At 65.5% G+C, this 26,623-nt stretch carries 25 protein-coding genes; 5 read left to right on the forward strand and 20 right to left on the reverse strand.

The annotated features are described in order from the left end of the window. Nucleotides 1-110 precede the first annotated feature (110 nt). The gene (locus QYQ99_RS09865) at nucleotides 111-1,109 is read left to right on the forward strand and encodes an L-threonylcarbamoyladenylate synthase (RefSeq protein WP_302092464.1); all 999 of its coding nucleotides are present in this window, start codon (nucleotides 111-113) and stop codon (nucleotides 1,107-1,109) included. 102 nt (nucleotides 1,110-1,211) lie between these two features. On the opposite strand, the gene QYQ99_RS09870 is transcribed toward QYQ99_RS09865, so the two are convergent. The 3 genes from QYQ99_RS09870 to dacB form a co-directional block, all read right to left on the reverse strand. Then, nucleotides 1,212-1,883 (reverse strand): OmpW/AlkL family protein, encoded by a 672-nt coding sequence (locus tag QYQ99_RS09870; protein WP_302092465.1) that lies wholly within the window; start codon nucleotides 1,881-1,883, stop codon nucleotides 1,212-1,214. Between the two features lie 35 nt (nucleotides 1,884-1,918). Next, the gene (locus QYQ99_RS09875; protein ID WP_302092466.1) at nucleotides 1,919-3,094 is read right to left on the reverse strand and encodes an SGNH/GDSL hydrolase family protein; all 1,176 of its coding nucleotides are present in this window, start codon (nucleotides 3,092-3,094) and stop codon (nucleotides 1,919-1,921) included. Between the two features lie 248 nt (nucleotides 3,095-3,342). Continuing rightward, nucleotides 3,343-4,791, reverse strand: coding sequence for a D-alanyl-D-alanine carboxypeptidase/D-alanyl-D-alanine endopeptidase (gene dacB / locus QYQ99_RS09880; RefSeq protein WP_302092467.1), 1,449 nt, complete (start codon nucleotides 4,789-4,791; stop codon nucleotides 3,343-3,345). A 173-nt stretch (nucleotides 4,792-4,964) separates the two neighbouring features. Between dacB and tsaB the strand changes: the two genes are divergently transcribed. The 4 genes from tsaB (at nucleotide 4,965) to corA (ending at nucleotide 8,296) form a co-directional block, all read left to right on the forward strand. Beyond that, nucleotides 4,965-5,672, forward strand: coding sequence for a tRNA (adenosine(37)-N6)-threonylcarbamoyltransferase complex dimerization subunit type 1 TsaB (tsaB, locus tag QYQ99_RS09885; protein WP_302092468.1), 708 nt, complete (start codon nucleotides 4,965-4,967; stop codon nucleotides 5,670-5,672). 7 nt (nucleotides 5,673-5,679) lie between these two features. Then, nucleotides 5,680-6,192: a ribosomal protein S18-alanine N-acetyltransferase gene (gene rimI / locus QYQ99_RS09890; protein WP_302092469.1), complete on the forward strand. Its 513-nt coding sequence runs from the start codon at nucleotides 5,680-5,682 to the stop codon at nucleotides 6,190-6,192. Continuing rightward, the gene (locus QYQ99_RS09895; protein ID WP_302092470.1) at nucleotides 6,183-7,097 is read left to right on the forward strand and encodes a uracil-DNA glycosylase family protein; all 915 of its coding nucleotides are present in this window, start codon (nucleotides 6,183-6,185) and stop codon (nucleotides 7,095-7,097) included. The genes rimI and QYQ99_RS09895 overlap by 10 nt, the downstream gene beginning before the upstream one ends. 212 nt (nucleotides 7,098-7,309) lie before the next feature. After that, nucleotides 7,310-8,296: a magnesium/cobalt transporter CorA gene (corA, locus tag QYQ99_RS09900; protein WP_302092471.1), complete on the forward strand. Its 987-nt coding sequence runs from the start codon at nucleotides 7,310-7,312 to the stop codon at nucleotides 8,294-8,296. Between the two features lie 262 nt (nucleotides 8,297-8,558). Here the strand turns inward: corA and QYQ99_RS09905 are convergent, their stop codons facing one another. The 17 genes from QYQ99_RS09905 to QYQ99_RS09985 form a co-directional block, all read right to left on the reverse strand. Then, a complete protein-coding gene (locus QYQ99_RS09905; protein WP_302092472.1) occupies nucleotides 8,559-9,830 on the reverse strand; it encodes an MFS transporter in 1,272 nt (423 codons plus the stop codon). Nucleotides 9,831-9,979: 149 nt separating this feature from the next. Continuing rightward, nucleotides 9,980-11,044 carry a porin gene (locus QYQ99_RS09910; protein WP_302092473.1) on the reverse strand — a complete coding sequence of 355 codons (1,065 nt, stop codon included), beginning with the start codon at nucleotides 11,042-11,044 and terminating at the stop codon, nucleotides 9,980-9,982. 195 nt (nucleotides 11,045-11,239) lie between these two features. Further along, on the reverse strand, nucleotides 11,240-12,199 hold the full coding sequence (locus tag QYQ99_RS09915; protein ID WP_302092474.1) for a PDR/VanB family oxidoreductase: 960 nt from the start codon (nucleotides 12,197-12,199) through the stop codon (nucleotides 11,240-11,242). Continuing rightward, on the reverse strand, nucleotides 12,196-13,221 hold the full coding sequence (locus QYQ99_RS09920) for an aromatic ring-hydroxylating oxygenase subunit alpha (RefSeq protein ID WP_302092475.1): 1,026 nt from the start codon (nucleotides 13,219-13,221) through the stop codon (nucleotides 12,196-12,198). The genes QYQ99_RS09915 and QYQ99_RS09920 overlap by 4 nt, the downstream gene beginning before the upstream one ends. A 24-nt stretch (nucleotides 13,222-13,245) precedes the next feature. Continuing rightward, entirely contained in the window at nucleotides 13,246-13,467 is a 222-nt protein-coding gene (locus tag QYQ99_RS09925) for a recombinase-like helix-turn-helix domain-containing protein (protein WP_003060438.1), read from the reverse strand. Between the two features lie 184 nt (nucleotides 13,468-13,651). Continuing rightward, nucleotides 13,652-14,629 carry a Bug family tripartite tricarboxylate transporter substrate binding protein gene (locus QYQ99_RS09930; protein ID WP_302092476.1) on the reverse strand — a complete coding sequence of 326 codons (978 nt, stop codon included), beginning with the start codon at nucleotides 14,627-14,629 and terminating at the stop codon, nucleotides 13,652-13,654. Between the two features lie 187 nt (nucleotides 14,630-14,816). Next, nucleotides 14,817-15,788 carry a VOC family protein gene (locus tag QYQ99_RS09935; RefSeq protein ID WP_302092477.1) on the reverse strand — a complete coding sequence of 324 codons (972 nt, stop codon included), beginning with the start codon at nucleotides 15,786-15,788 and terminating at the stop codon, nucleotides 14,817-14,819. Between the two features lie 186 nt (nucleotides 15,789-15,974). Continuing rightward, nucleotides 15,975-17,450 (reverse strand): aldehyde dehydrogenase, encoded by a 1,476-nt coding sequence (locus tag QYQ99_RS09940; protein ID WP_302092478.1) that lies wholly within the window; start codon nucleotides 17,448-17,450, stop codon nucleotides 15,975-15,977. An 11-nt stretch (nucleotides 17,451-17,461) separates the two neighbouring features. After that, nucleotides 17,462-19,156, reverse strand: coding sequence for a thiamine pyrophosphate-binding protein (locus QYQ99_RS09945; protein ID WP_302092479.1), 1,695 nt, complete (start codon nucleotides 19,154-19,156; stop codon nucleotides 17,462-17,464). Then, nucleotides 19,149-19,949 (reverse strand): SDR family oxidoreductase, encoded by an 801-nt coding sequence (locus QYQ99_RS09950; RefSeq protein WP_302092480.1) that lies wholly within the window; start codon nucleotides 19,947-19,949, stop codon nucleotides 19,149-19,151. Before QYQ99_RS09950 ends, QYQ99_RS09945 begins: the two co-directional genes overlap by 8 nt. Beyond that, nucleotides 19,942-20,817, reverse strand: a complete 876-nt coding sequence (locus tag QYQ99_RS09955) for an IclR family transcriptional regulator (RefSeq protein WP_302092481.1) — start codon at nucleotides 20,815-20,817, stop codon at nucleotides 19,942-19,944. The genes QYQ99_RS09950 and QYQ99_RS09955 overlap by 8 nt, the downstream gene beginning before the upstream one ends. A gap of 127 nt (nucleotides 20,818-20,944) precedes the next feature. Then, nucleotides 20,945-21,721: an SDR family oxidoreductase gene (locus QYQ99_RS09960; protein ID WP_302092482.1), complete on the reverse strand. Its 777-nt coding sequence runs from the start codon at nucleotides 21,719-21,721 to the stop codon at nucleotides 20,945-20,947. A gap of 320 nt (nucleotides 21,722-22,041) precedes the next feature. Next, nucleotides 22,042-22,800 (reverse strand): 5'-methylthioadenosine/adenosylhomocysteine nucleosidase, encoded by a 759-nt coding sequence (locus QYQ99_RS09965; protein ID WP_302092483.1) that lies wholly within the window; start codon nucleotides 22,798-22,800, stop codon nucleotides 22,042-22,044. A gap of 108 nt (nucleotides 22,801-22,908) precedes the next feature. Next, nucleotides 22,909-23,895, reverse strand: coding sequence for a Bug family tripartite tricarboxylate transporter substrate binding protein (locus QYQ99_RS09970; protein WP_302092484.1), 987 nt, complete (start codon nucleotides 23,893-23,895; stop codon nucleotides 22,909-22,911). A 190-nt stretch (nucleotides 23,896-24,085) separates the two neighbouring features. Further along, nucleotides 24,086-24,886, reverse strand: coding sequence for an aspartate dehydrogenase (locus tag QYQ99_RS09975; RefSeq protein ID WP_302092485.1), 801 nt, complete (start codon nucleotides 24,884-24,886; stop codon nucleotides 24,086-24,088). A 42-nt stretch (nucleotides 24,887-24,928) separates the two neighbouring features. Then, a complete protein-coding gene (locus QYQ99_RS09980) occupies nucleotides 24,929-25,735 on the reverse strand; it encodes an IclR family transcriptional regulator (protein ID WP_302092486.1) in 807 nt (268 codons plus the stop codon). A gap of 5 nt (nucleotides 25,736-25,740) precedes the next feature. Next, on the reverse strand, nucleotides 25,741-26,619 hold the full coding sequence (locus tag QYQ99_RS09985) for an alpha/beta fold hydrolase (protein WP_302092487.1): 879 nt from the start codon (nucleotides 26,617-26,619) through the stop codon (nucleotides 25,741-25,743). Nucleotides 26,620-26,623 lie beyond the last annotated feature (4 nt).

Consider the following 26,623-nt stretch of genomic DNA (forward strand, 5'->3'; position numbering starts at 1 on the left):
GGACGACGCCCTCGCTGCGGGGCGGCCCTTGCTCGGCGTCCTTCGCTGATGCTCTGCAAGCGCAAAAGCACCGCACATACGGCGGCGCAGTGCATGAAAGAGGAATTGAAATGATCTTGGATGGAACGCTGGAGTCCTCGGTGCACGCCGCTGCGGCTGCGCTGCAGCAAGGCCGGCTGCTGGGCCTGCCCACCGAGACGGTCTATGGGCTGGCCGCAGACAGCGACAACGATGCGGCCGTGGCGCAGATCTTTGCCGCCAAGGGCCGCCCGGCCAACCATCCGCTGATCGTGCATGTGGCCGACGCCGCCGCCATCACCCGCTATGCCAAGGAAGTACCGGTCTTTGCCCAGCAACTGATCGATGCGTTCTGGCCCGGCCCACTGACCCTGATCCTGCCGCGCCTGCCGCATGCCGCCAAGGCATCGACCGGCGGTCAGGACAGCGTGGGCCTGCGCTGCCCGTCCCACCCCGTGGCCCATGCGGTGCTCAAGGCCTGCCAGCAGCTTGATCCGCCGGTCTGGGGCGTCTCGGCCCCCAGCGCCAACAAGTTCGGCCGCGTCAGTCCCACCACGGCCGAGCATGTGGCCACCGAGTTTGGCGAAGAACTGCTGGTACTCGATGGCGGTGCCTGCGAAGTGGGCATTGAATCCACCATCGTCGACTGCACGCGTGGCGTGCCCGTGCTGCTGCGCCCCGGCGCCATCACACGTGACGATATCGAGCGTGCCTGCGGCCTGCGGCCGCTGTCGAAAGAAGAGCTGACTGCGGATACCCCGCGTGCATCGGGAACTCTTTTGGCCCATTACGCGCCCAACGCCAAGGTGCGGCTCATGGATGCCAGGCAGCTGCAATCGGCGCTGGACATCCTGGGCCGGGATGGCAGGAATATTGCCATCTATCACCGCAGCCCCCTCCATGTCACAACGGCCCAGTTGCTGCTGCGCCGCATGTCCGACGAGCCGCGCGACGTGGCCCGCGAGCTGTTTGGCATGCTGCGCAATTTCGACGACTGGGGCGCCAAGCTGATCTGGATCGAAACCCCGCCAGACACCGCCGACTGGGAAGGTGTGCGCGACCGCCTGCAGCGTGCGGCGGCTGCGGGCTAAGTCCAGCCGCGCAGAGGCCGCTGCTTAGCCGAGCAGCCGAGTGGGTTCAGCAATAAAAAGTCCGGGCATACCCGGACTTTTCCATGAGTGCCTTTCAGCGCCTCAGAAGCGGTAGCCGATGGCCAGGTTAAACACATCGGGATTGAGCCTGACGCTGATGCTCTGGCCCGAAGACAAGTGGATCTTGGTCTTCAGAAAGCTCTTTGCGTAGGAGGCATCCACGAACCAGCGTTCGCTGAAGTTATAGACAAAGCCCAGTTGCGCCAGGGCACCAAACTTGTCATCCAACTTGGCAGTGGTCGGATTCGCCTGGGTGCCCCCCGTCAGGCCGTTGAGCGTGGCCGTGGTCTTCTCGCCATAGAAATGGGCATAGGTCACGCCCAGGCCCACATAGGGACGAAATGGAGCATTCACTTCATTGAAGCGGTACTGCAGCATCAAGGTCACGGGAATGGCCTTGGTACTACCCAGCTTGCCCACGCCGGCAATCGAGCCGGCTCCCGACAGGTCATGCTTGAAAGGTGTGGCCAGGGGCACATCCAGCGCCAGATTGTCGGTCACCATATAGGTGATGCCGCCGCCCAGCTGGGTGTTGCTGCCGGCGTCGACCTTGGTGTTGGGAAACGATGGCGCCGACAGATTGCCGCTGCTCACATCGGGCGCCAGATGGGTCACGCCTACACGCGCCATCCAGCTTCCGGCCGATTGGGCACTGGCCAGACCGCAGGCCGTCAGCGCAGCAGCGGCTGCAATGATCCGCACAGAAATTTTCACGGTTTTGTCTCCTTGTTATTGAGGTGCGGACGGATTTACAGCCAGCCCTTCCGGGCCAGAGAGCGGGAAACCAGCTGGCTCATTTGCTGATGGCCATAAGGCGTGGGGTGGAAACTGTCGGCAAAGACATGGTGCTGCCACCAGTCAGGGCTGGATTTGCCGGGTGTCGCACTCAAGGCCGCTGCCGTGCAGGTGGGGAAGGTGTAGGTGGGCAGGCCGCTTGCGTCAACGCCAGTGATCGGGCAGACCGGGTCCTTCACGTTGTCAAAGTCGTACTGGGCCGGGTTGCTGATCTGGCTCTTGAACTCGGTGTAGAAGTCGACCAGGGCCACCTGGGACAGGCCTGCCAGGCTGGCGGCCAGCTGGTTGTTGAAGACCTGTACCAGGGCATCGAACGACGCTTCCTGCTTGGCGGCCGCAGCAGCCCCCTGATCGCCGCCGCCTGCGGCCTGGGCAATGCTGGCCAGGACCATCTGGAAGCGAGGTGTCTTGGTGATGGCGGGAACATTCAGCACGGCCACACGCGTGGCGCCCTTGGCAACCACATTCTGCGCAATGGAGCCGGCCAGAGTCTTGGCCAGGGTCTGCAGATAGGCACCCGCCGCCAGGCCGGCAAACGTGGAGGCATCGCCTCCGGCCTGGGTCATCAGGGCCGTGGACGTGCCCGGAGCCTTGGAATCCAGCCAGGCCACCATGGCGTTCAGCGGCTGCGAATTGCCCTTGGCCGCAGCAATCAGCGCCCCGATCACGTCGGCGGCATCGTTGGCGCCGCCATCGATGACGACGAGATCATCAGCGCTGAAGCCTGCCTTGGATGCGATCTGGATCTGAACCAGAACCGACTTGGGCGATGTCGGCGCATCCAGCGGGTTCACGCGGCCACCGCCCACTGCGTAGTTGGTGCAGGTAGCGACTTCCTGATAAGTCGTGAGATTCTCGTCACCGGCACGAAAGTGGGCGCACAAGCTCTGGCTGAACTGGTCGGCAATGCGCTCAGGCCAGATCATGGTCGAGCCGGCACCGGTGAGCGCCGAGCCCTGTACCGTGAACTTGAAGCCGAAGGTGCCGCTGTCCGAGAGGCTGTCGCCCATGACCTTGACCGAAGTGACCTTGGCCTTGGGGGTGGTATCGGCTCCGCCTCCGCCGCCGCAGGCCGCCAGCAGGCCCACCGTTGCCATTGCAGCCGCCAAGAGTTTGAGTTTGCTTGCCAAGATGATGTTCTCCTGAGGTGTTGTGAATCGCACGGTCGTGCTTTTTTTCCTCAGCGTCATCGTAGCGACACTCATCCAGGCGTTGTTATCGGGCAATTACCGATGGTTGGACAAAAATCCAACGCCCAATAACTTGGTCATCAGGCTGTCACGCAACAAAAAACCGGACCAAGGTCCGGTTTGTCGAGGCTGGCAAAGGGCGGCGATTGAGCAGGTTGAGCAGGGATAGAGCGGCCGCCCCCTGGCGACTACTGGGCCGCCGTCCAGTCCACCAGTGCATCCCAGGCCGTGCGCGCCGCGGCCGCATTGGCGTGGTTGGCCATGGCCACCAGCACATAGCGCTGGCCGCTGGCACCGTCGACATAGCCGGCCAGCGCGGCCGAATCGCGCAGGCTGCCGGTCTTGAGGTGGGCCGCGCCCGCAAACCGGCTCTTGCTGCGGCGCAGCGTACCGTCCACGCCGACGATGGGCATGGAGGAGACGAACTCGGGCATCACGGGCGAGACCCAGGCGTTCTGCAGCATCTGCCCCAGTCCGCTGGCCGTAATGCTGGCATTGCGGCTCAGACCTGCGCCGTTGTCCACCACGGGCTGCTCGGCATTGCCCCAGCGCGCGGCCCACCACTGGGCCAGCGACTGCCTGGCAGAGTCGAAGCTGGCCACGCCGGTGCGCTGCATGCCCAGGGTGAGCAGCACATGCTGGGCCATGATGTTGTTGCTGTATTTGTTGATGTCGCGCACCACTTCGGACAATGCCGGAGACTCCAGCTGGAACGCCGGCTGCAGGCCCTGGGGCACGCTGCCGTCGCGCACGGCGCCGGTGAGCTTGCCGCCCAGCTCGCGCCACATGCCTTCTATGGCCTTGGCCGCAAAGCGCTCGGGCTGCGCTGGTGCGATGGACCAGCTCTTGTCGCCACAGCTTGCCGGATAGCTGCCGTTGAAGGCGATGCGCTGCGGATTGTTCATGTCCAGCTGCATTTTGCTGCGCCAGTCGCCGCAATCAGAAGTAGGAGCAGCCAGCGCAACTGCTTGCTGGTTTTCCATGCCGAACATTGGTGGATCGTACTGAATACGAGCGACACCAGCTCCTGTATCAGGAGCAATATTCAGCGCCACGGCCTTGTAGTTGATCAGCAGCGCATCGGGTGAGGCGTTGTAGGGCCGCCAGGGCTCATTGTCGAAGACCGCCGCATCATGCGCGGGCAGCTGAAAGGCGCTGCGGTCCAGCACGATATCGCCCACGATGACCTTGATGCCCATGCCTTGCAGGCGGCGCAGCATCAGCCACAGGCGCTCCAGCACCAGCTTGGGGTCGCCCTGGCCCTGGATGTAGAGGTTGCCGCGCAGGGCACCATCGACCACCGGGCCGCCCAGATAGACGGGCGTGCGCCAGACATAGGCCGGGCCCAGCTGGTCGAGCGCCGCATAGGTGGTGACCAGCTTCATGACCGAAGCCGGATTCATGGCCTGGTGCGTGCGCCAGGCCAGGTTCGGCGGCGATCTGCCGTCCACATTCATCACCAGCAGCGATACGGCATCGCGCGGAATCTTGGCGCGTTGCAGCGCCGCGTCCACGGCGGCGGGAATGCGGGTGTCGGCAGGCAGGGACTGCGCCAGCGCGGGCTGGGCCAGCAGCGCCAGCAGCGATGCGCCCAGCGCGCTCAGGGTCTTGCGAAGAAAGAAGGGGGTCTGCAGCATGGGGCCAGAGTCTACGCCGGGCTTCGCCCATGCCGGGCATTGGCCGCGCCTGCGGCAAGCTGGCGGCGGGCGTCCGATAATGCAGGGCTACGCTGCCCTCTGCTGCAGCCCAGTGCAGTCCAGTGCAGCCCATATTGCGCTCCAGCCCGCCTGCGGCTGACGCCCCGCCGAACATGAATCTTCTCGCCATCGACACCAGTACCGATACCTTGTTTGTTGCCGTCCAGCGTGGTGATGCCATCTGGCAGCACAGCGGGCCGGGCGCGCAGCAGTCGTCGGCCCAGTTGCTGCCGGCCATCCGCCAGCTCATGAAGGATGCGGGGCTGAGCTTCGCGCAGCTGGACGCCATTGCCTTCGGGCGCGGTCCCGGCTCCTTCACGGGCCTGCGCACGGCCTGCGCCATCACCCAGGGTCTGGCATTTGCCGCCAAGGTTCCCGTGCTGCCCGTGGACTCGCTGCTCACCGTGGCCGAAGAGGCCCGTCATCTGCATGGCTGCACCGAGGTCGAGGCCGTGCTCGACGCGCGCATGCACGAGGTCTATCACGCCGCGTTCCGCTATGTGGACGGCCAGTGGATCGAGCCCGAGGACTTCGGCCTGTGCGCCCCGGAGGCTCTGCAGGCTGCAGCCAGCCATGCCGTGGCGGGCAATGCCCAGCCCGTCTACCCCGAGTTGCTGGCGCCCGCTGCCCGCCATGTGCACGCCATGCCCACGGCCACGGCCATGCTGCGCCTGGCACCGGCACTATTGGCAAAAGGCTGCGCGGTGCCGGCTGAAGAGGCGCTGCCGCGCTATATCCGCGATAAAGTGGCAAAAACCACGGCCGAGCGCGAAGCCGAGAAGGCCGCCGCTGCTGCTGCCTCCGACGCCGCCTCCCGATAAGCACCTCATGACCTTGCCCAGCCGCTCCACACTCGCTACCGACGCCAGCACCCAGGATGCGGCATCTCTGGTGCATTTCGAGCCGCTGTCCGGGCTCTGGCTCGACACCCTGCTGCCGATCGAGGAGCAGGCCTATGCCCATCCCTGGACACGCGGCAACTTCCAGGACGCCATGGTGGCCGGCTACCAGATACAGCTGCTGGTCGATGCCGATCACCAGCTGCTGGGCTACTTTGTCGCCATGCAGGCGCTGGACGAGGTGCATCTGCTCAATATCACCGTCAATCCGGCCTGCCAGCGCCAGGGCTGGGCGCGCGTGCTGCTCGATGCACTGGCGCTGTGGTCGCGGCAGCAGAATGCCCAATGGATCTGGCTGGAAGTGCGCGAAAGCAATGCCCGCGCCCGCGAGGTCTATCTCAGGCACGGCTTCGCCGAAGTCGGCCTGCGCAAGAACTACTACCCCAACCCCAACGGCCCGCGCGAACATGCGGTGCTCATGAGTCTGAAACTATGGCCCTGAACCTGGATGCCCGCCAGCGGGCCATGCTGCAAGCCATGGGCATTACCGTCTGGCTGCCCAAGCCCGTGGAACCCGCAGCAGTGGCTGCTGTCACCGCTGCCACTGCAGTCGCCGTGGCACCCTCACCGGTCGCCGAGCCCCTGCCCGTCGCGGCGCCGGCAATGCGCGTGGCGCCGCCCGCAAGCCCGCCCGTGGTACAAGCAGCCGCTCCCGCAGCGGAGGTAGCGCCGGCACCGGCCCAGCCGCCCGCCCAGACCCCCAGGCCCGCCAGCCCACCGCCCCAGAACCTGTCCGGCCACCGGCCGCACGAGCCGCGTCAGTTTGTGCAGCAACCCGCCGCAGGGCCAGCAGGCGAGCCCGGCCTTGGCTGGACCATCAGTCCCGCCCAGCTGGTCTACCCCCATGCGCCTCAGCATGTGCAAAGCGCTGAGCAAGGCGGCTGGCTGATCCTGCTGGAGCCTGCCGCCAACCCGCCCCTGCTGAGCCCGGCGCAAAGGCCTGCGGCCGACAGCGCCCAGACGGCGCTGCAGGGCGATGCCGCCAAGCTGCTGGACAATATGCTGCGCGCCCTCGGACTGCAGGAAAAACCGCGCGTCTTCAGCGCCGCACTGCACCGCGCGCCGCCCGATGCCGACCTCAGTCATGCCCAGGCGCTGCAACCCGCTCTGGAGGCTCTGCTGCGAGAGCTGCGCCCTGACTGCGTACTGGTTCTGGGCCTGGCCAGTGCACGCGCCGTGCTGGGCCGCCATGATGCGCTGGGCCGGCTGCGGGCCGAGCCGCACCACATTGCGGGCGTGCCCACGGTGGTGACCTACGACCCCAACTATCTGCTGCGTGCGCCGCAGGCCAAGGCCGGAGCCTGGGCCGACCTGGTGCAGGCCGACGCATTTACCAAGGGGCTGTGACAGGCGGGAGACAAGCCCCGCTTGCCCACTCTCCCAACGATGCCGCACGCGACATGCTGCAGTGCAACGTAGCATAATCACTGGCTTCGATTTATTGAAAGACATCCGTGGAAACCTACCCTAGTTGGTAGCTTTCAGCTCCCGGTAAAGACTGTGGGGGTTGAAAGCGCCCTGATCCCTGCAGAACCTCAAGAACAACCGGGAGTGAGCTGATGCTCAACATCTTTACGCTAGCCAATGGCCGACTCGTTCAGGAAGAAATCGAGTCCCTGGCAGACCTTGAACGCTTTCGCCCCGTCTGGGTCGATCTGGAATCGCCAACCCTCGAAGAAAAGCGCTGGATCAAGCAGCACTACGAGCTGTCCATCCCTGAAGATGCGATGGACGACGATATCGAGGAATCGGCGCGTTTTTACGAAGAAGACAACGGCGAGCTGCATATCCGCAGCGACTTTCTGATCGACGACGACGAAGACCCCCGCTCGGTGCGCGTGGCCTTCATCGTCAACCAGCAAAACGCAGCGCTGCGCAGCCATGGCGTGCTGTTCTCCATCCACGACGAGGATGTGCCTGTCTTTCGCTTGTTGCGCATGCGAGCGCGCCGTGCGCCCGGCCTGATCGATGACGCCAAGGACGTGCTGCTCAAGCTGTTTGACGCTGACGCCGAATACTCGGCCGATACGCTGGAGCGCATCTACGACGACCTGGAAAAAGCCAGCAAGATGGTGCTGTCCGGCGACGTGACCGACGAGATGGCCAAGGAAGTGCTGGGAGCGATTGCCCGCCAGGAAGACTTGAACGGCCGCATCCGCCGCAACGTCATGGACACGCGCCGCGCCGTGAGCTTTCTGATGCGCTCCAAGATGCTCAATGCCGAGCAGTTCGAGGAAGCGCGCCAGATCCTGCGCGACATCGAGTCGCTGGACAGTCACACCGCCTTTCTGTTCGACAAGATCAACTTCCTGATGGATGCCACGGTCGGCTTCATCAACATCAATCAGAACAAGATCATCAAGATCTTCTCGGTGGCCAGCGTGGCCTTGCTTCCGCCCACGCTGATTGCCAGCGTCTACGGCATGAACTTCAAGTTCATGCCCGAGCTGGAATGGGAATTCGGCTACGGCTACGTGGTCGCCCTGATGATTCTGAGCGCCGTCGGCCCCATGCTGTACTTCCGCAAACGCGGCTGGCTGAAGTAGACCCCCTGTGGCGCTACGCGCCTTCCCCCGAGAGGGACGACACCTTTCCTTGCTGGGGCAGCCCGTGCTGGGGCAGCCCACGCTGGGGCAGCCCATGCTGGGGCAGCCCATGCTCGGTGTCTGCACAGATGCACCGCGCCAGGCTCAAGGCGTTTGCCATCAAAACAGGAGCTGTTTACGCCTGACTGACCGTCATCTCAGACTCTAAAGATGCTGAAACCCATAAAAAATAAGCGCCAGGCGCTCCTTTTTTATATCTGCATCACGATGACTGCGGTTCGGCATGGCGCTCGCGCACCCAGAGCACGATGCCGCACAGCATCACGATCACCTGCGTGCCTATCAGTGCTGCAAAGCCCGCGAAGAATCCCGCACTCACGCCGCCGCGGGCCGACAGCGCGCCTATCACCGCCCCCATGATCGCCGGCATGAAACCTGCGACCAGGCTGCCCGCGCCGTTGACCACACCATAGGCGCTGGCCACATGCTCGGGCCGCGCGCAGTGCTGCACGGTGCTGGGGATGGCCGGGCTCATCAGCCCCCAGCAGAAGTTGGCGGCAATCAGGCAATAGGCCGCCGCATAGCGGTCTTCCATATGGATGGCCAGCCACACGGCAACCGCCACGCCCATGCTGCCGAAGACAAAGATCAGCGGCACCTGACGGCGCGCGATGCGGTCGATGATCATGCCACCCACGAAGACCGCTGCCACGCTCGCATATTGCGGCAGCGAAGCCAGCCAGCCCATCTCGCGCATGGAAAAGCCGCGCGACTCCTTGAGATAGGCGGGCAGCCAGTTGCTGCTGCCCCAGAGATAGGACAGAAAGGCCGCCGTGAGAATGGTGATCAGCCACAGATAGCGCGTGTGCATGGCGCCGCGCACGATCTGGCCCACCTGACCCACAGCCGCGCCCAGCGACTGGGGCTTGGGCATGCCGGTCTCCACCTTGGGCATGCGCACAAAGGCCCAGACCAGCGGAACGCCCAGCAGCACATTGATCAGGCCCAGCACATGGAACGAGGTCTCCCAGTTGTGGCCTACAACCAGGTAGCCGACGAAGGGATAGCCCACCGCCAGGCCCAGTCCGGTGCCCATATTGACCAGGGAGTTGGGCTTGCCGTTCTCGCGGCTCTCGAAATGCGCCTTGATGTAGCTGCCGGCCAGGGAGAACAGCGGCCCCTCGGACACGCCCAGCAGAATGCGCGATGCCAGCAGCAGCCCGTAGCTGTTCATGGCCGGTGACAGGAATGTCACCACGCCCCACAGCAGCAAGCCGGCAAACAGGCTGCGGCGCACGCCGAACAGCGCCGCGCAGAACGGCGTGAGCACAAAGGATGAAACACCATAGCCGACCATGAAGGCCGTGGCCAGCAGGCCCTGACGCGTTCGGTCGTCAGGGGTGAGGCCGATGTGCGACAGAAAGTCGGGATCGGTGATGAGGACCGAGATATTGATCCGGTCCACGTAGGAAATGGCGACGATCACGAACAGCGTGACCACGCCCCACCAGCGCAACGAGCGTGAGTCTTTCATGATAGGGTCCGGCTAGCGTTGAGAGAGAGAAAAGCCGGGACCGGCACCCGCCGGCCCCGCCAGGGCGCACGTCCTGGCGGGCGCGCGGTACGGCAGCCGTGCTGCTGCCGAAACCCCGGGGCCGGCCCATGCCGGCCCTAGGGGCAGGATCAGAAGAAGTGGCGGATGCCCAGTTCCAGGCCGCTCGCGTTGCCGCCCGGCGTGGTGCCGGGAGCGCTGAGCCCCTGCACGCCGATGGACTTCGCCGCCGAGCCCTTGTTCTTCAGGTAGGCATAAGTGCCGTAGACCTGGGTGCGCTTGGAGAGGTTGTAGCCATAGCCCACGCTGATCTTGTTCCAGTCCGCATTGCTGCCGGACAGGTTGTAGTGGCCGAAGGAGGCACGGGCCTCGCCATTGCCCACGGGAGCGGTCACGCCCAGCTGCACGGCCGTGATCTTGGTGCCGCCTCGCTTTTCCGAGGCCCACAGCAGCATGGGCTTGGCCACCCCGAAGTCGTAGGACAGGCCCACATTGTTCGCCGTCAGATTGGTGTCGCTGGTGTTGCCGTAGAGCCGGCCTGTGGCCAGCGCGCCGTTGAATGCCCCCTGGCGATAGCCCAGGCGCAGGCCGCGGTAGTCGCCCTCGCGCTTGTTGGCCGCACCGCTGGGCTGCTCGCCGAATGCCAGCTGAGCCTGGCCGTAGAAGCCGCCCAGGTTCTGGGGCAGGAAATAGCTCACGGCATTGCTGATCTGTATGGGCGCACCGCCGGTCGAGGGAACGCCCGGGATGCCCAGCATGGTGAAGGCACCCGTGCCGCCGACGCCATTGGTCAGGAAGGGATCGAAGATCAGCGTGTTCAGAAAAGTGGCAGAGTCATCGCGCCCCAGGCGCACCTCGCCCCAGTTGCCCATCAGGCTCACGGTGGAGCGGCGGTTGAAGCTCAGGCCGCCGCCCGCAGCCTTGCCGGCGCCGCTGTCCACGTCCAGGCCGGCCTCAAGCCAGAAGCCCGCCTTCAGGCCACCGCCCAGATCCTCGGTGCCGCGAAAGCCCAGACGGCTGATATTGGCACCACCTGTGGAAAGGCCGGTCTTGGAAGCGCCCGAGCCGCCCAGATGGGCCACGCCGACGTCGACGACGCCGAAAAGCTCGACCTTGGACTGTGCCGAAACGGCACCAGGCAAAGACGCCAGGCAGGCTAGCGCCACGCCGAGGACCGGCGTATGGATGGATTTCATGGTTTGTCTCCTCTAGGGGTGGTGGGTTGTCTTCAGTTGCTGGCCCAGGGCCTCGATCGTCAATTCAGCACGGTCCAGCTCAGGGACACCGAGGAAGGGCCCGGGCCGGCCGCGCAGCCCCACGCCGAGGGTGTCGCCCCCTCTCCCGCACAGCGGAGATAGAGAGGGGGAAGGCGCGCAGCGACTCCGGGGGTGTCATATATCCAGGACCAGCCGCTCGCTCTTGCAGCCGGAGACGCAGACCATCATGACCTTGTTGCCGGCGCGCTCCTTGGGGCTGAGCACCGAGTCGCGGTGGTCGGGCACACCTTCCAGCACGCGGGTCTCGCACGAGCCGCAGACGCCTTCGCAGCAGCTGTGGTCCACATCGACACCGGCGTCCAGCAGTGTGTCCAGCAGGGACTTGTCGGGCGTGATCTCGATGAAGCGGCCGCTGCGCTTGAGCTCCACCGTGTAGTTGCTGCGCGCATCGGACGATGCCTTGACCTCCACCGGCGTGAAGCGCTCGATATGGGCATTGGCATGGCCGAGCTCGGCGCAGAACTTCTCGAAGGCATCAAGCATGGGCGTGGGGCCGCAGGAATAGTGGTGCAGCCCCGCCTCGGGGGCGCGCTGCGCCAGCAATGCCCGCAGGTCGGGCGGGCCGCCCGCTTCCGCATCGAAATGCAGTTGCAGCGGCATGCCCAATGCCTGCAGCTCGTCCAGAAAGGCCGCGCTCTTGCGCTCGCGCGCAAAGTACAGCATCTCGAACGAATGTCCCTGGGCCTTGAGCCGGCGTGCCATGCACAGCATGGGCGTGATGCCGATGCCGCCGGCCACCAGCACCGAGTGCGTTGCCGCCTCGTCGAGCGCGAAGTGGTTGCGCGGCTCCGAGATGGTGATGGGCATGCCCACGCGCAGCGACTCGTGCACGCAGCGCGAGCCGCCACGGCTGGCGCGGTCGCGCAGCACGCCGACCACGTAGCGGTGGCGCTCGCGGCTGTCGTTGGACAGGGAATAGCTGCGCACCAGCCCGTTGGGCAGGTGCAGATCGATATGCGAGCCGGCCGTGAAAGCCGGGAACTCGCCGCCATCGACCGGGCGCAGCTCCACGCTGATGGTGTCCTGGGCCTCGAAGCGCAGCGTGTGCACAAAGGCCTGCAAGCTGTTGCTCATGATGCGATGCCTTCGTCGATCTGTTCCTGGGCCTGACGACGCAGGTGGCGGCGCAGGCGCACCAGGCCGATGTCATGCTGGTAGAGGTTCTCGCGCTCGTTGGCGTCGGCTTCCATCTGCTCCATCATGATGCGGTCCTGCTCCAGCACGGCCCAGTGACGAGCCTCAAGGCGGTTGCGGTAGAGGAAGCGCCAGGTGTCGCGCATCCAGCCCTGCACCTTGCGTGCGCGCCAGAAGAACACGGCGCACAGATCGGCGCTGATGGGCGTGACGCAGGCCACGATGGCGAAGTTGCCGCCAGGGCCGCCGGTCTTGGGGTACGGAATCTCCAGGCGCATCCACTGCACGCCGGTTTCGCCGTATTCGGTCCAGTCGAAGTTCACGCCACGCTGGCCGACCTTCTCGAACACAAAGCCGTGATCGGTGTCACGCACCTGGAAGCTGGCCTTGCTGTCGCCCTCGGCCATGGAGTGCGACTGCTTGTGCAGGAAGGTGCCGTGCATGGGGTCCATGACGTTGTCCAGCGCGTAGCGGTAGTCGCTGCGCCACTCGGCATAGCACAGGAAGTTCGAGTACTCGGGTGAGCTCAGCTCCTCGGGCAAGGAGAACTCGGGAGCCTCGTCCACATGCTTGTCGCTGTTGTAGAGAAAGATCGCACCGTGCATCTCGCGCACATGGAAGGCCAGCGCGGCGCGCGAGCCTTCGAGCTTGCAGCCGGGGCTGCCGGGCACCTTGGTCACCGTGCCGTCGCAGCGCACTTCCACGCCGTGGTAGGGGCAGGCCAGGCGGTCGCCCAGGATCACGCCCTGGGACAACGGCGCGCCGCGGTGCGGGCAGTGGTCTTCCAGCGCATGTACCTGGCCGGCGGCATCGCGCCACAGCGCGATCTTGCGGCCGAAGCGGCGCAGCGAGACGGGCTCGGTCTTGACGAAACCCGAAGGGCAGACCGCATACCAGAGGTTCTTCAGACCCGTGTTGAGCAAACGGTCCACCGGATCGATGGTGATGGTTTGTACGTTCATGGAGTACTCCTGTCCTGTTCTGTCTCAATAGCCCAGCCGGGCCATCAGCGCCTGAAAGCTGTCTTCGGTCCAGGGCTCGCCGTTCTCGCCGGCCGGGCCGCTGCGGTTGATGTAGGCCACCAGTTCGGGCAGCGTCTGCACGCCCTCGCCGAAGGCACGCTCAATGGAGTCGCCCAGCAGGTCCTCAAACAGGGTGGAGGCGCGCTCGCGCGCCTGATGCGGCTCGAGATATCGATCAGCGGCCATGGTTCTCTCCTTCGAAAACTGTCTTGAATCGTGGTTTGGTTTCATTGCCCGGAGCGTTGCCCTTCACCCATATCGCGTGAATCTGGCGCAGCCCGACCTCAGGGACACCAAGGAAGGGCCGCCCCGCACCGAGGGTGTCGTCCCCCATGGGGGAAGGCGCGAAGCGACTCAGGGGGTAGGTCATTCAATCAGCCCGGATATCCAGGTCTTTGATCAGCTTGCCGAAGCGGTTGTAGTCGGCAGCATTGGTCTTTTCCAGACGTGCCGGCTCGCCGCCTGCGGGCAGAGCGCCGAAGGCCGCCATCTTGGAGACCACGTCGGGCATCCTCAGAATTTCATTGAGGTGGGTGTTCAGCAGCTTGACGGTCTCGGGCTTCATGCCCTTGGGGCCGAACAGGCCTTGCCAGGCCGACACTTCCACGTCCTTGACGCCCTGCTCGGCCAGCGTGGGCACATTCGGTGCCAGCGGACTGCGCTGCGCATCGGCCACGGCCAGCACGTTGACCTTGCCGCCCGCGTAGGGCGCGATGGGCCCCCAGGTCATGAAGGTCGTAGGCACATGGCCGCCGATCAGGTCGTTGACTGCGGGAGCCACGCCCTTGTAGGGAATGTGGGACAGCTTGGTGCCTGCGGCCTTGTTGAACATCTCGCCCAGGATGTGCATGGGCGAGCCGCTGCCGGGGCTGGCATAGGTCAGGCCGTCGCGCTTGCCCTGGCTCGCCAGGGTCTTGATGTCCTTGATGCCCGAGCCCTGGCTGGCAGCCACGAACATGGGCTGCACGCTGGTCTGCACGATGGGCGTGAAGCCGCCGAGCACATCGTAGCTCGAACCCGCATTGGTCTTGAGCACGAACTGGGCGATGGCAAAGGTATTGGGTGCCAGCAGCAGGGTATAGCCGTCGGGCGCGGCCTTGGCCACATGCACGGTGCCGATGGTGCCGCTGGCACCGGGCCGGTTGTCCACCACCACGGGCTGGCCCAGTCGCTGACCCAGCTTCTCGGCATACAGGCGCGCCATGGCATCGGTATCGCCGCCGGCCGGATAGGCCACGACGATGGTGATGGGCTTGCTCGGATAGGCTTGCGCCAGCGCGGAACCGGACATCTGGGCTGCAGCCAGCAATGCAGCAGTGATAACTACCTGGCGACGAATGTTTTTCATGAAATAGCCCGTGGGGTTGTGGTTAAGCCTCTAGCCAGCCAGAGGATCTGGAGAATTCGCTCACATCAGAGACACCGAGCAAGGGCCTGAGCCGGCCGCACCGCCCCGCACCGCCCCGCAGCGCGGGTGTTGTCCCCCTCCCGCGAAGCGAGAGAGGGGGAAGGCGCGAAGCGACTCAGAGGGTGTTTCATTTCTTGTCTGTCAGGAACTTGCCGTCGGCAGCGCCCACGCCCTTCTGGCGCCGGGTGTTGCCGTCCAGGCCGCCGTCGATGGCCCATTCGGCGAACACTGTCGGACCGGGCTCGAACTCGCGCGGCTGCCATTCGGCCGTGAGCTGGTCCTCGTCGGCGTAGTACTCGACCAGTGCACCGGCCGGATTCTTGAAGTACCAGAAATAGGCCGAGGACACGGGGTGGCGACCCGGGCCGAGCTGGGTGTCCCAGCCGCAGCGCGAGATGTGCATGCCACCGCCGAAGACCTCGTGGATGTCGCGCACGGTGAAGGCCACATGGTTCAGGCCTGCATGCTTGTCAGGGCGCTGCAGCAAGAAGATGTCATGGTGGCCACCGTCGGGCGCGGTGCGCAGAAAGGCGCCGCGCTCTGGGTAGCGGTCCGAGGCCGCAAAGCCGAAGTTCTCCACATAGAAGCGCTCGCAGGCCTGCACGTCGCGGACGAAGAACACCACATGGCCAACCTCGATGGGCTGGGCGCGTTCGTAGGCCGGGCTGGCCTGGTTGACGCGACCCTTGCGGTCCCAGGTGTTGTACTCGGCGCTTTGCATCTGCACATCGCGCTTTTGCGTGAGCTGCAGCCGCACGGCCAGTCCGTTGGGGTCGGTGCAACCGATGCGTCCGCCGTTCGGGCCGCCCTGCTTCACAAAGCCCGGCAGCTGAGCGATACGGCCTTCGTAGAGGGCCAGGTCGGCTTCGCTTTCCACGCCCCAGACCACCTCGCGCAGCGTGGGTCCGGCTTCGATCGCGGGCGGCAGATCGGGATGCTCGGTGGCGGCCACGATCACGCGGCAGCCGTTGAGGGTCTCGAACACCAGCCGTTCGGCCTGCTCGTCGACCAGGCTCAGGCCCCAATCGAGGAAGAACTGGCGGCAGGCCGCCAGGTCGTCGGCGCCGTAGCTGATTTCGTCAATGCCCAGTACGCTCATAAAAAATCCTTTCTTTACCCGATCACACGCCATGCGCTGCCCACATCGCCTGCAACCGGCGCGATGCATCGGCGGACGCCGAGCAAGGGCCGCCCCGCAGCAGGGGCTGCCCCAGCGAAGGTGTCGTCCCCCTCCCGCGCAGCGAGAGAGGGGGAAGGCGCGAAGCGACTCAGGGGGTGTTGCATCTCAATTCGCCCAAGCGATGGGGCTCTCGTTCAAGCCCCAGTACAGGCTTTTCTGCTCCATGTACTGCTGTATGCCCAGACGGCCTTTTTCACGGCCCAGGCCGCTGTCGCGCCAGCCGCCGAAGGGTGTGGAGATGGAGAACTGCTTGTAGGTGTTGATCCACACGGTGCCGGCCTGCACGGCGCGGCCTATGCGCCAGGCGGCCTTGTAGTCGCGCGTCCAGATGCCGGCGGCCAGCGCGTAGACGCTGTCGTTGGCTTGCTCAAGCAGGGCCTCCTCGTCGTCGAAGGGCATGGCCACGAGCACGGGGCCGAAGATCTCCTGCTGGCAGATCTGGTCGTTGTTGGTCACGCCTTCGAGGATGGTCGGGCGGTAGTAGTAGCCGCGCTCGTACAGCGCGCCCTCGGGGCGGTGGCCGCCGGTGCGCAGCCGGCCGCCTTCGGACAGGCCCAGCTGCACATAGCTTTCGATGGATTCGCGGTGCCTGGCGGTGATCAGCGGGCCCATCTGGGTGCGCTCGTCGGCCGGATCGCCCACGCGCAAGGCGGCGGCCTTGGCCGTGAGGCGCTCCATGAAGTCGCCGTAGAGCTTCCTCGCCACGAACAGGCGCGAACCGGCGATGCAGGACTCGCCCGAGGAGCTGAAGATGCCGTAGAGCACGCCGTTGACGGCGTGGTCGAGATCGGCGTCCTCCAGCACCATGGTGGCCGACTTGCCGCCCAGCTCCAGAGAGACGGGCATCATCTTGTCGGCCGCGATGCGGGCGATGTGCTTGCCCGTGGAAGTGCCGCCTGTGAAGGACACGCGCTTGACCAGCGGGTGCTTGGTGATGGCGTCGCCGATCACCGAGCCGCGACCGGGCAGCACGCTGACGATGCCCTTCGGAACACCCGCTTCCTCGCAGATCCGGGCCAGCTCCAGCGCCAGCAGCGGCGTGGCTTCGGCAGGCTTGACGACCACGGCATTGCCGGCGGCCAGCGCGGGAGCGAGCTTTTGCGCCTCGCTGGCAATGGGCGAGTTCCACGGCGTGATGGCCGCGACCACGCCCATGGGCTCGTAGACGCTCATGGTCATGAAGTCGCCACGCGAGGGCGTGATGGTCTCTTCCATGGTCTCGCAGGCCGCAGCGAAGAACTGGAAGGTGCCGGCGGCGCTGGCCACCAGGGCGCGCGTCTCGCTGATGGGCTTGCCGTTATCGAGGCGCTGCAGCTGGGCCAGAGGCTCGGCGCGCTCACGGATCAGCTGGGCCACGCGGTGCAGCACGGCGGCGCGCTCATGGGGCTTTTTCTGGGCCCAGCCGCTGGTGCGGAAGGCATGGTCGGCCTTCTCTATGGCCTCTTGCACATCGGCCAGGCTGGGGGCGCGCAGGCGGCCCACCACCTCGCCGGTCGCGGGGTAGAGCGAGGCGGACTCATCGCCGCCGCCAAGACGCCATTCGCCGCCGATATTGATGGGGAGCAGTTCTAGCTTGGACATGGTGAAACTCCTCACTGAGCCTTGGTGGTGGCCGGGATCTGATCGAGCTTGTTCACCGGCGGGCCCGAGAACGTGGTCTTGAAGCTGCCGATGGCGCGCATGTCGATCTCCAGCAGGAAGGGCCCCTTCCTGCCCCAGGCGCCTTCCAGCACTGCGGGCAGCTCGTCGAGATGACTCACGCGGGCATGGGGCAGCTTGATGGATGCGCACAGCTGGGCGTAGTCGGGCGTGTGCAGCTCCACATAGCAGCGGCGGCCGCCGTAGGAGGCGTCCTGGATGTTCTGGATCACGCCATAGCGCTGGTCGTTCATCAGCACGATCATGGTGTCGCACTCTTCCTGCACCAGGGTGGCGAGCTCGCCCAGGTTCAGGATGAAGCCGCCGTCGCCGGCCAGGCCCAGGGTCTTGCGGCCCGAGCCGCTTTCGGCCGCGCCGATGGCCGCACCGATGGCCATGGGCATGCCCATGCCGATGCCGCCGCCCGTGGCGTGCACGCCGGCGTTGGGCGCGAAGAAGCGCAGCTCGCGGTTGCCCCAGGTGCTGTTGGAGACGGTCACGTCACGCACCCAATTGAAGTTGCGACCCACGGCCTGCTGCAGCTGCTGCACCAGGGCGCTGTAGGGGCCCAGGCCGTCGCGCATGGTGGCCACGACCTCGTCGTGCACCTGGCGCAGGTCGGCCAGCAGCTCGGGGTCGGCCTTATAGCCGCGCGCTTCCAGGCGGTCGGCCAGGCCGTTCAGGGCCAGGGCCGAGTCGCCGCAGACAAAGCCGTCATCCCTATAGCAGCGGCCCTGCTGGGCGGCGTCCACATCGATGCGCAGCAGCGGGCGCGGCAGCTTGAGTTCGTACTTCAGCGTCTCGTTGCTGCGCAGGCGCGTGCCCACGGCCAGCATGGCGTCGCAGCGCTGGTAGAAGGCTTCGACGGGCTTCTGGATGTTGTAGGCGCCCAGTGAGGCCGGGTCGTCCTCGGGCACGATGCCGCGGCCCTGGCCGGTGCTCACGATGCCGAAGCCCAGGGCCTTCAGGCGCTGCACCGCAGCACCGGCATGGCGGGCGCCGCCGCCCAGCCACAGCAGCGGACGCCTGGCCTTGGCCAGTTGCTCGGCCAGCGCATCGAGCGCGGCCTCGCCGGGAGCCAGCACCGCCACCGGCAGCGGCGACAGGTCGGCGGGCATGGCGATCAGCGCCTGCTGGATGTCGATGGGGATCTCCACACTGACCGGGCCCGTAGGGGCAGTCATCGCGGTCTGCACCGCAGCCTTGAGCGTGGACAGGCAGGTCTCGGCGCTCAGCACGCGGAAAGCGGCCTTGGAGACGGACTTCAGCATGGTCAGCTGGTCCGGCGCCTCGTGGATGTACGACAGCTTCTTGTCCAGATACTGGGTCTCGATCTGGCCCGTGATGTGCAAGAGCGGCGTGCCGGCCGTATAGGCTTCCACCAGGCTGCCGGCGATGTTGCCGGAGGCCGGGCCGGTGCTGGTGATGCACACACCCAGGCTGGATGTGGAGCGCGCGCAGGCGTCGGCCATATTGCCGGCGCCTGCCTCGCCGCGCGCCATCACGAAGCGCACCTTGCCGCGAGCAAACATCGCATCGAGGATGGGCATGTTGTGGATGGAGATCACCCCGAAGGCAGCCTTCACGTCGCAATGCTCGAGGAATTCGGCGACGGCAGCGCCCACGGTGATTTGATTTTGCTTAGGCATGACGAGAATGGCCTCCGGAAACGTCGATGTGGCTGCCCGTCGTGTACGACGACAGTGGCGTGGCAAGAAAGAAAATGGCGCGGGCCGCTTCGGCAGGCTTGCCAAGGCGCCCCATGGGGATGTGCTTTGTGCTTGCGAGCGCGCCGCTCCACTGCTCCCAGGTCTGGCTCTTGTCCTCGCGCGCTTCGAAGCGGCGGCGCCACTGGCCGGACTCGATCAGGCCGACCAGGATGCCGTTGACGCGTATGCCCTTGGGCGCGAACTCGGTGGCCATGGAGCGCACCAGGTTCTTGAGGCCGGCACGCGCCGCCGAGGTCGCCACCATATGCGGCTCCGGCTGGGAGGCCAGCAGCGAGTTCACGCAGACAATCGCCGACTCGCTGCCGCGTTCGAGCTGGGGCAGAAAGGCGCGCGTGGGATGCAGCACCGAGAAGAACTTCAGGTGCAGCTCCTCGGTCCAGGCTTCGTCGCTGGTGTTCTCGAAGGTGGAGACACGGCCCTGACCGGCGTTGTTGATGAGGATGGAAGCCGGGCCAAGAGCCGCTTCACTGGCGCGGGCGAACTGCTGCACCTGCCCGGCATCGAGCACGTCGCAGGCCTGTGCGAACAGGCGCTCGCGGGCCTCGGGGTGGCGCTCGAGCAGTTGCTCGACGGCCTGCTCCAGGCGCTCGGGATTGCGGCCGCACAGGGCCACGCGTGCGCCCTGGGCCAGCAGCAGCTCCACCGTGGCCAGGCCTATGCCGGAAGAGCCGCCAGTGACGACGGCCGTGGCGTCGAGTTTGAAATCATGCATGGCCGCCTCCTGCGCGCCTTGAAGTGATGGACAGAACCTGCGCGCTGGACTGCGGCCGGTAGTTGAGCAGCTCGGACAGTTCGTCCGCCGCCGCGCACACGCGCGGCACCAGCTCCGTCTGGCGACCGGGGTCGATCTGGGCCGAGGCCAGGGTCACACCCAGGGCCGCGATGACGCGACCGCTGTGGTCACGCACGGGCGCGGCGATGGTGGAGATCGAGCTTTCGTAGAAACCTGCACCGGCCACATGGCCGCGCTCGCGATCGGACTGCACCAGGTCGAACAGCTCGCCCACGGTCCTGGGCGTATTGGGCGAATGGCCTTCCAGATGCTCTTCGGGATAGAGGGCGCGCAGCTCCGGCAGCGACAGGTCGGCCAGCAGGATGCGTCCCAGCAGCGTGGCATGGGCGGGCAGCCGCGTGCCCACTCGCACCGAGCTGGTCAGCGGCGTCGGCGGCGTGACCTTGGCCACATAGACGATGGAGCGGCCGTCGCGCACCACGATGTTGCAGGGGAAGCGGATTTCCTCGCACAGCCGCGCGATCACGGGCTGGCCCAGCTCGGTCAGGTCCATGGAGGACAGGAACTCGAAGCCCAGGCGCAGCACGGACAGGCCCAGCCGGTAGTCGTTACCGCCCTCGGCGCGTTGCAGAAAGCCCATGCTCTCCAGCGTGTTGAGCATGCGAAACACCGTGGCGCGCGGCAGCTGCATGCGACGCGCCAGCTCGGGCGCACCCAGCGCGGGGTTGTCGCGGCCGAACTCCTGCAGCAGGCGCAGACCGCGCTCCAGCGCCGGCACCATGTACTTGTCGGAGCCGCCGTCGACGACGCTGTCGGTCGCGCTACCGGAAAGGGAAGAACCTGACATCTTCAACTCCTCAATTCGTTGCAGGCGTGGCCAGAAGCCGGGGACACCGAGGAAGGGCCGCCCCGCACCGAGGGTGTCGTCCCCCTTGGGGGGAAGGCGCGAAGCGACTCAGGGGGCTCTTCATTTTTCAATTCATGACGAAGCCGCCGTTGACGGGCAGGACCTGCCCCGTCACAAAGCGCGCACCGTCGGACAGCAGATAGGACACGGCACCCGAGACATCCTCGGGCCCCTGCTCGCGCTGCAGTGCGCGCTGGTCGATGTAGAGGCGATGGCGGTGCTCGGGCACGTACTCGGTGGCCTCGACCAGCACCAGGCCCGGCGCCACGGCATTGATGGTGATGGCATCCGCGCCCAGCTCGCGCGCCATGGAACGCGTCATGGCCATCACGGCGCCCTTGCTCGCCACATAGGCCATCAGGTTGGGCGCGCCCCACATGGCGGTGTCGGAAGCCAGATTGACGATGGCACCGCGCCCGCTGTCCTTGAGCGCCGCACGGCAGGCACGGGTCATCAGCCAGACGCCACGCACATTGACGTTCATCACCTGATCCCACTTTTCCAGGGCGATGTCATCCATGCCCTTGCCGCCGGAGTCCGTCACGGCCGCGTTGTTGACCAGGCCGTCCAGACCGCCCAGGGTCTGCACGGCCTGCTGTGCGCACTGTTCGATGGAAGCCGGGTTGCTCGCATCAAAGGCGACGCCGTGAGCCTCGAAGCCCATGGCGCGCAGCTTGGCAACGGCTTCGCTCAGCAATTCGGCGCGCAGATCGGCCATCACAAGCTGCGCCCCCTGCCGGCACAGCGTCTGCGCAAAAGCAAAACCCAGGCCGCGCGCAGCGCCGGTCACAAGGATCCGGCGCCCAGCGAGCTGACCGGTGGAAGGCATGGTGTTGAGGGTCATCTTAAACCTTGTTTGTTTCAAATATGAAATGACACTTTTTTCTTGAAACAGGACTGCAGTTTAGTGAGCCTTCTTTTGAGTCAATACCCGGAGAAACCCGTAGCCCCTAGCCATAGCGACACACGGACGTAAAAAAACCGCGACAAGCGCGGTTGAAAGGAAAACGAGGCAACAAAAGGTATCCGGCCTGAACTGTCGGCAGGCCGGATCGGAATTCATCAATATCAATATCGATAGCTTATAGCGCTTACCAATGAATAATTTCAGGCATAAAACACCTTGAAAATCATATTAATCAATCGCTTACAGCTATCAAAAAATTAGCACACAGCCTGCTTCTTCGCAGGTGTCTGGCGCAGAAAGTCCAGCACCACGCGTTGCGCGTAGCGGCTTGCCACCGTGCGCACGAAATCCGAAAAATCCACATGGGCGCTGTCGTCCGCCCGGTCCGAGATGGTTCGCATCGCGGCAAACGGCGTGCCGTAATCCAGGCAGGTCTGGGCCACGGCGGCGCCCTCCATCTCCACGGCCAGCACGGCATGGCCGGCGGCCTCCAGATCGGCTCTGAGCTGTGCGCTGGCCTGGCGCGAGCTGACAAACTGATCGCCGCTGGCAATCAAGCCCCGATGGACGCGAGCCGAAGCATACGCAGCCACGATGCCGGAGCGAACCGCCGAGTCGGCAGCCTGCACCAGCCTGTCCGTCGCCGCCTCGTCGCAAGCCAGGGTGCTGCAGCCGTAGCCGGGCAACTGCCAGCGCGGAAAGATCGGCGAGGCATCCATGTCATGCTGCAGGAAAGTCCGCGCGATCACCACATCGCCCACGTTCACATCCGCACCGATGCCGCCGGCCACGCCGGTGAACAGAATGCCGCGCACGCCAAAGCGCTCGATCAGCGCGGCGGTGGTGGTGGCAGCGGCCACCTTGCCGATGCCCGACAGCGCACACACCACCTCATGCCCGTGCAGGCGGCCCAGCCAGAAGTCGCGCCCGGCATGGCGCAGGCATTGCATGTCCTGCATGGCGTCGACCAGGCCGTGTTGTTCTTCGGCAAGAGCGCTGAGAATGGCAAGCGTCATGGATGGGGATACTCCGGAACAGGGGCCGGGCGGCCCTGGTGAAAGCACAAAAGCGGCACCAGGCCGCTTGTGGGGGATGCGCAAGAGGCGCGATTAGAGCACGGGGGCTTACTGCGCCTCGATCTCATGACTTTTGATGATGGGCGCCCAGAGTCCGGTTTCCTTGCGGATCAGCTCGCCGAAGGCCTCGCCCTTGACCACCCAGGGCGTCATGCCCTGTGCCTTGAGCTGATTGAGCGCCGCCGGGGTCTTCAGAATCTTGTCGATATCCTCGCCCAGCTGCTTGACCACCTCTGCAGGCGTGTTCTTCGGAGCCAGCACGCCATACCAGGAGGAAATGGCAATCCCCGGCACGCCGGCTTCGGCCAGGGTCGGCACATTGGGCAAAAAGCCCGAGCGCGAGCCGTCGGTCACGGCCAGCGCGCGCAGCTTGCCCGACTGCAAATGGGGCAGCACGGTGGGCAGATTGGCCACGATCATGGGGATGGTGCCGCCCAGCACATCGGTCACGCCCTGGGCCGAGCCTTTGTAGGCCACATGCATGATGTCCGCGCCCGACTTGTCCTTGAACAGCTCGCCGGCCAGATGCAGGCTGGAGCCCACGCCGGGCGAAGCGTAGCTGATGGAGTTGGGCCTGGCCTTGGACAGCGCCACCAGTTCCTGAACCGACTTGGCCGCCACCTGCGGATTGACTGCAATGACATTGGCCGTGCGCCCCATGGAAGCCACGGGCACGAAGTCGCCGAACACGTTGTAGGGCAGCTTGGGCATCAGCGTCGGGTTGATGGTCAGATTGCCCTGCGGCACGACCAGCAGCGTATGGCCGTCGGGCTTGGCACGCTTGACCATATCGATGCCGATATTGCCGCTGGCGCCGGGACGGTTATCGACGATGGCGGCCTGCTTGTAATGCTCGGTCAGGCCGGTCGCCAGAATGCGCGCCAGAATGTCCACAGGGCCGCCGGCAGGGAAAGGCGCAATGACGGTGAACGGCGCGGCGGAAAGCTGCTCTGTGGCAGTCGCTGCATGGGCGGCGGGCAGGGCCAGGACGCTGGCCAGCGCCAGGCAGGATTTGAGAAAGTCGGAGCGTTGCATGAGGGTTCCAGAAGGTGGAGATGTCAGGCCAGCCGATGCTCGATGCGCCCCTGTTTGACGAAGCACAAGGAAATATTCGCACAGGCAGGACACCATGCTGAAGTGGGAAGGTCTGCTTGCAGGCTTGCAACAACAAGCAAGAGAGGTGCCAAGCCCATGGCGCCCATGACGCCGCAGGCCTGGCGCCGGATCAGATGGCCAGTGGCGCCACGTTGTTGAGTACCGAGCGCACAACGCTGTAGACGGTCAGCGCCGAGGTCTTGGGATTGGCCGCCAGCGGCTTGCCGCGCATGGTCAGCTCCATGGCACCGAAGGCACCTCGCGCCTCGACCTGGTGCACGTTCTCCTGAACAGCAGGATCGGCAAACAGACGCACCATGGTCTTGTCCAGCCCCAGTCCGGCCAGCGACAAGGTGGCCGCCACATTCGCATTCTTGGGATAGAGCTGCGCGGCCTCGCGCGCCGAGCCTTCGAAAATGCAGAAGGCCTCGGTCAGGCTGTCCAGATCGCAGACCTGCTCGGCCGGGGTACCGCTCCAGGCCTTGGGCGGCTTGCGGCCCGTGTAGACCACCGTCTCCAGGCCGCCCACGCGCGCCGCAGCCAGGGCATCAATGCCGCCGATGGCACCTGACAGCAACTGTGCCTGCGTCTTGCCAGCCTCGGCCGCAGCCTGTACGCGCTCGGCCATGCCCGGTGCGCTCAAAGCGCCTATGGATGCGATGACCGCAGGAATGCCGCGCGCCAGCGCCGGCAGCACATGCTCCTCGATGGCTGCATGACCCGCGCATTCCACCAGCAGATCCGGCACCGCATCGCCGGGCAAGCCCTGCAGCAGCAGCGCCTGCGGCGCCAGGCGGGCAGCCGTCTCGCGCACGGCCGGCGTGATCTCGGGAACCAGTACCCAGCCCACCTGCAACCGGGCGTCTCCGCTCAAAAGCTCCAGAACACTGGAGCCAATCGCGCCGCAGCCAATCAAAGCAATATTTTTCATCTCTAGCCTCCTGAAAAATGCGCTGGCCCGGCGTGATCTGGGTCAGCGCAAATGGTCCGGGTGCTGCTGGCGCAAATGGGCGGACAGAGTCTCTGCCGCCTGCTGCACCTTCTGCACCCAGAGCTGGGTTTTCTCGGGCCCCAGCTCGGTAAACGGAATGGCCATGGCCAGTCCCGCAACCACCCGCCCGTCTGCGGCACGCACCGGCGCCGCAATACTGGAAACACCAGGCTCGTAAAAGCCCTCGCCCATGGCATAGCCGCGCTCGCGATCCTCGGCCAGCAGGCGCAGCAGCTCGTCGACATTGCGCGGCGTGCTCTCGGAGAACTGGGGCAGCTCCTCGCCGCCAAACACCGAGCGCAACTGCGCGCCGTCCATGTCATGCAGCAGGGCTCGTCCAAGCACCGTCGCATGCGCCGGCAGACGCGAGCCAACGCGCACCGCGCCCTGGAATGCTCCGGACGGAGTGACGCGTGCCACATAGACCACCGAAGTGCCGTCGCGCAATGCAAGATTGCTGGTCATGCCCAGCTCCTCGCACAAGGCCTGCAGCACCGGCTCGGCCAGTTGCGCCAGCGGCTGGGTGGACAGATAGTCATAGCCCAGACGCAGCACGGCCAGACCGAGCCGGTATTCGGTTCCGCTGCGCTGCAGATACCCCGAGTTTTCAAGCGTGGTCAACATGCGAAACACCGTGGAGCGCGGCAGCTCGAGCTTGCGTGCCAGCTCGGGCGCAGTCCAGACCGGTTGCGCCGGGCCAAAGCAGGCCAGCAGGCGCAGTCCTCGGTCCAAAGCGGGCACGGTGTAACGATCTTGTTCGTTGGTTGAAATCTCGGGGGTTTCGCTCATGGCAATCAGCTGGTATTGGGGCAATAGCTTTGGTTCAACAAAGATGCCAGCCTATGCGCAACCTCCATTGGTTGTTCCACGGGTGAAGCATGACCGGCAGCCGCAAGCGTACCGTAGTGCGCGCCCAGCAGTTCGGACCAGGACTTGCAAGCTGCAGGTGTGGTCACCACATCGTGCTCGCCGACCCACACCTTGACCGGCATGCCAAGCCTGCCCTGCGCCTGTGCCAGATCGCTGCCGCACAGCAGCTCGACCGCCTGCGCATAGCCCTGCGGCTGCATGCGCGCCGTATTCCAGCGCACCCAGGCACGCACGGCTTCAGGCGCCTCGGAGGACACCAGGCGCTGGTCGATGACGGCCGCCAGACCGGCGACGCCTTTGTCGGCCAAAGCCGCCAGCCGTCCCTCGCGCACCTTGGCTTGCTGCTCGACCTTGGCTGGGGCGCCGTAGCCGCCTGCCGGGCTGATGAGCACCAGTTGCTCGACCAGTCCCGGCGCGGCCATGGCAGCCAGCCTGGCGGCCATCAGGGCGCCCAGCGAGTGCCCGACCAGGATGCAGCGCCGCACGCCCAGCACCAGCAGCGACTGGGCCAGCACCTGCGCATAGTCGGCATCGGCAGGCTCCGATTGGGCCAGCGGCGTCGACACGCCATAACCGGGAGCATCCCAGGCCAGAACGCGCACTTTGTCAGCCAGCTGCAGCGCCACATCCAGCCAGGATGCAGCCCCGGAGCTGATGCCATGCAGCAGCACCACCGCAAAGTCGGAGCTGGCGTCGCCTGCCTCGCGCCAGGCGACCTGGGCATTCTGCGCAAGCTTCACCAGCCGCTCGGGAAAACCGGTCTGCAGCTGCTGCAGTTTCAGCGACAGCAAATCCTCGTGCATGGCC

Source organism: Comamonas testosteroni (assembly GCF_030505195.1).
In the GTDB taxonomy this organism is placed as follows: Bacteria; Pseudomonadota; Gammaproteobacteria; order Burkholderiales; family Burkholderiaceae_C; genus Comamonas; species Comamonas testosteroni_G.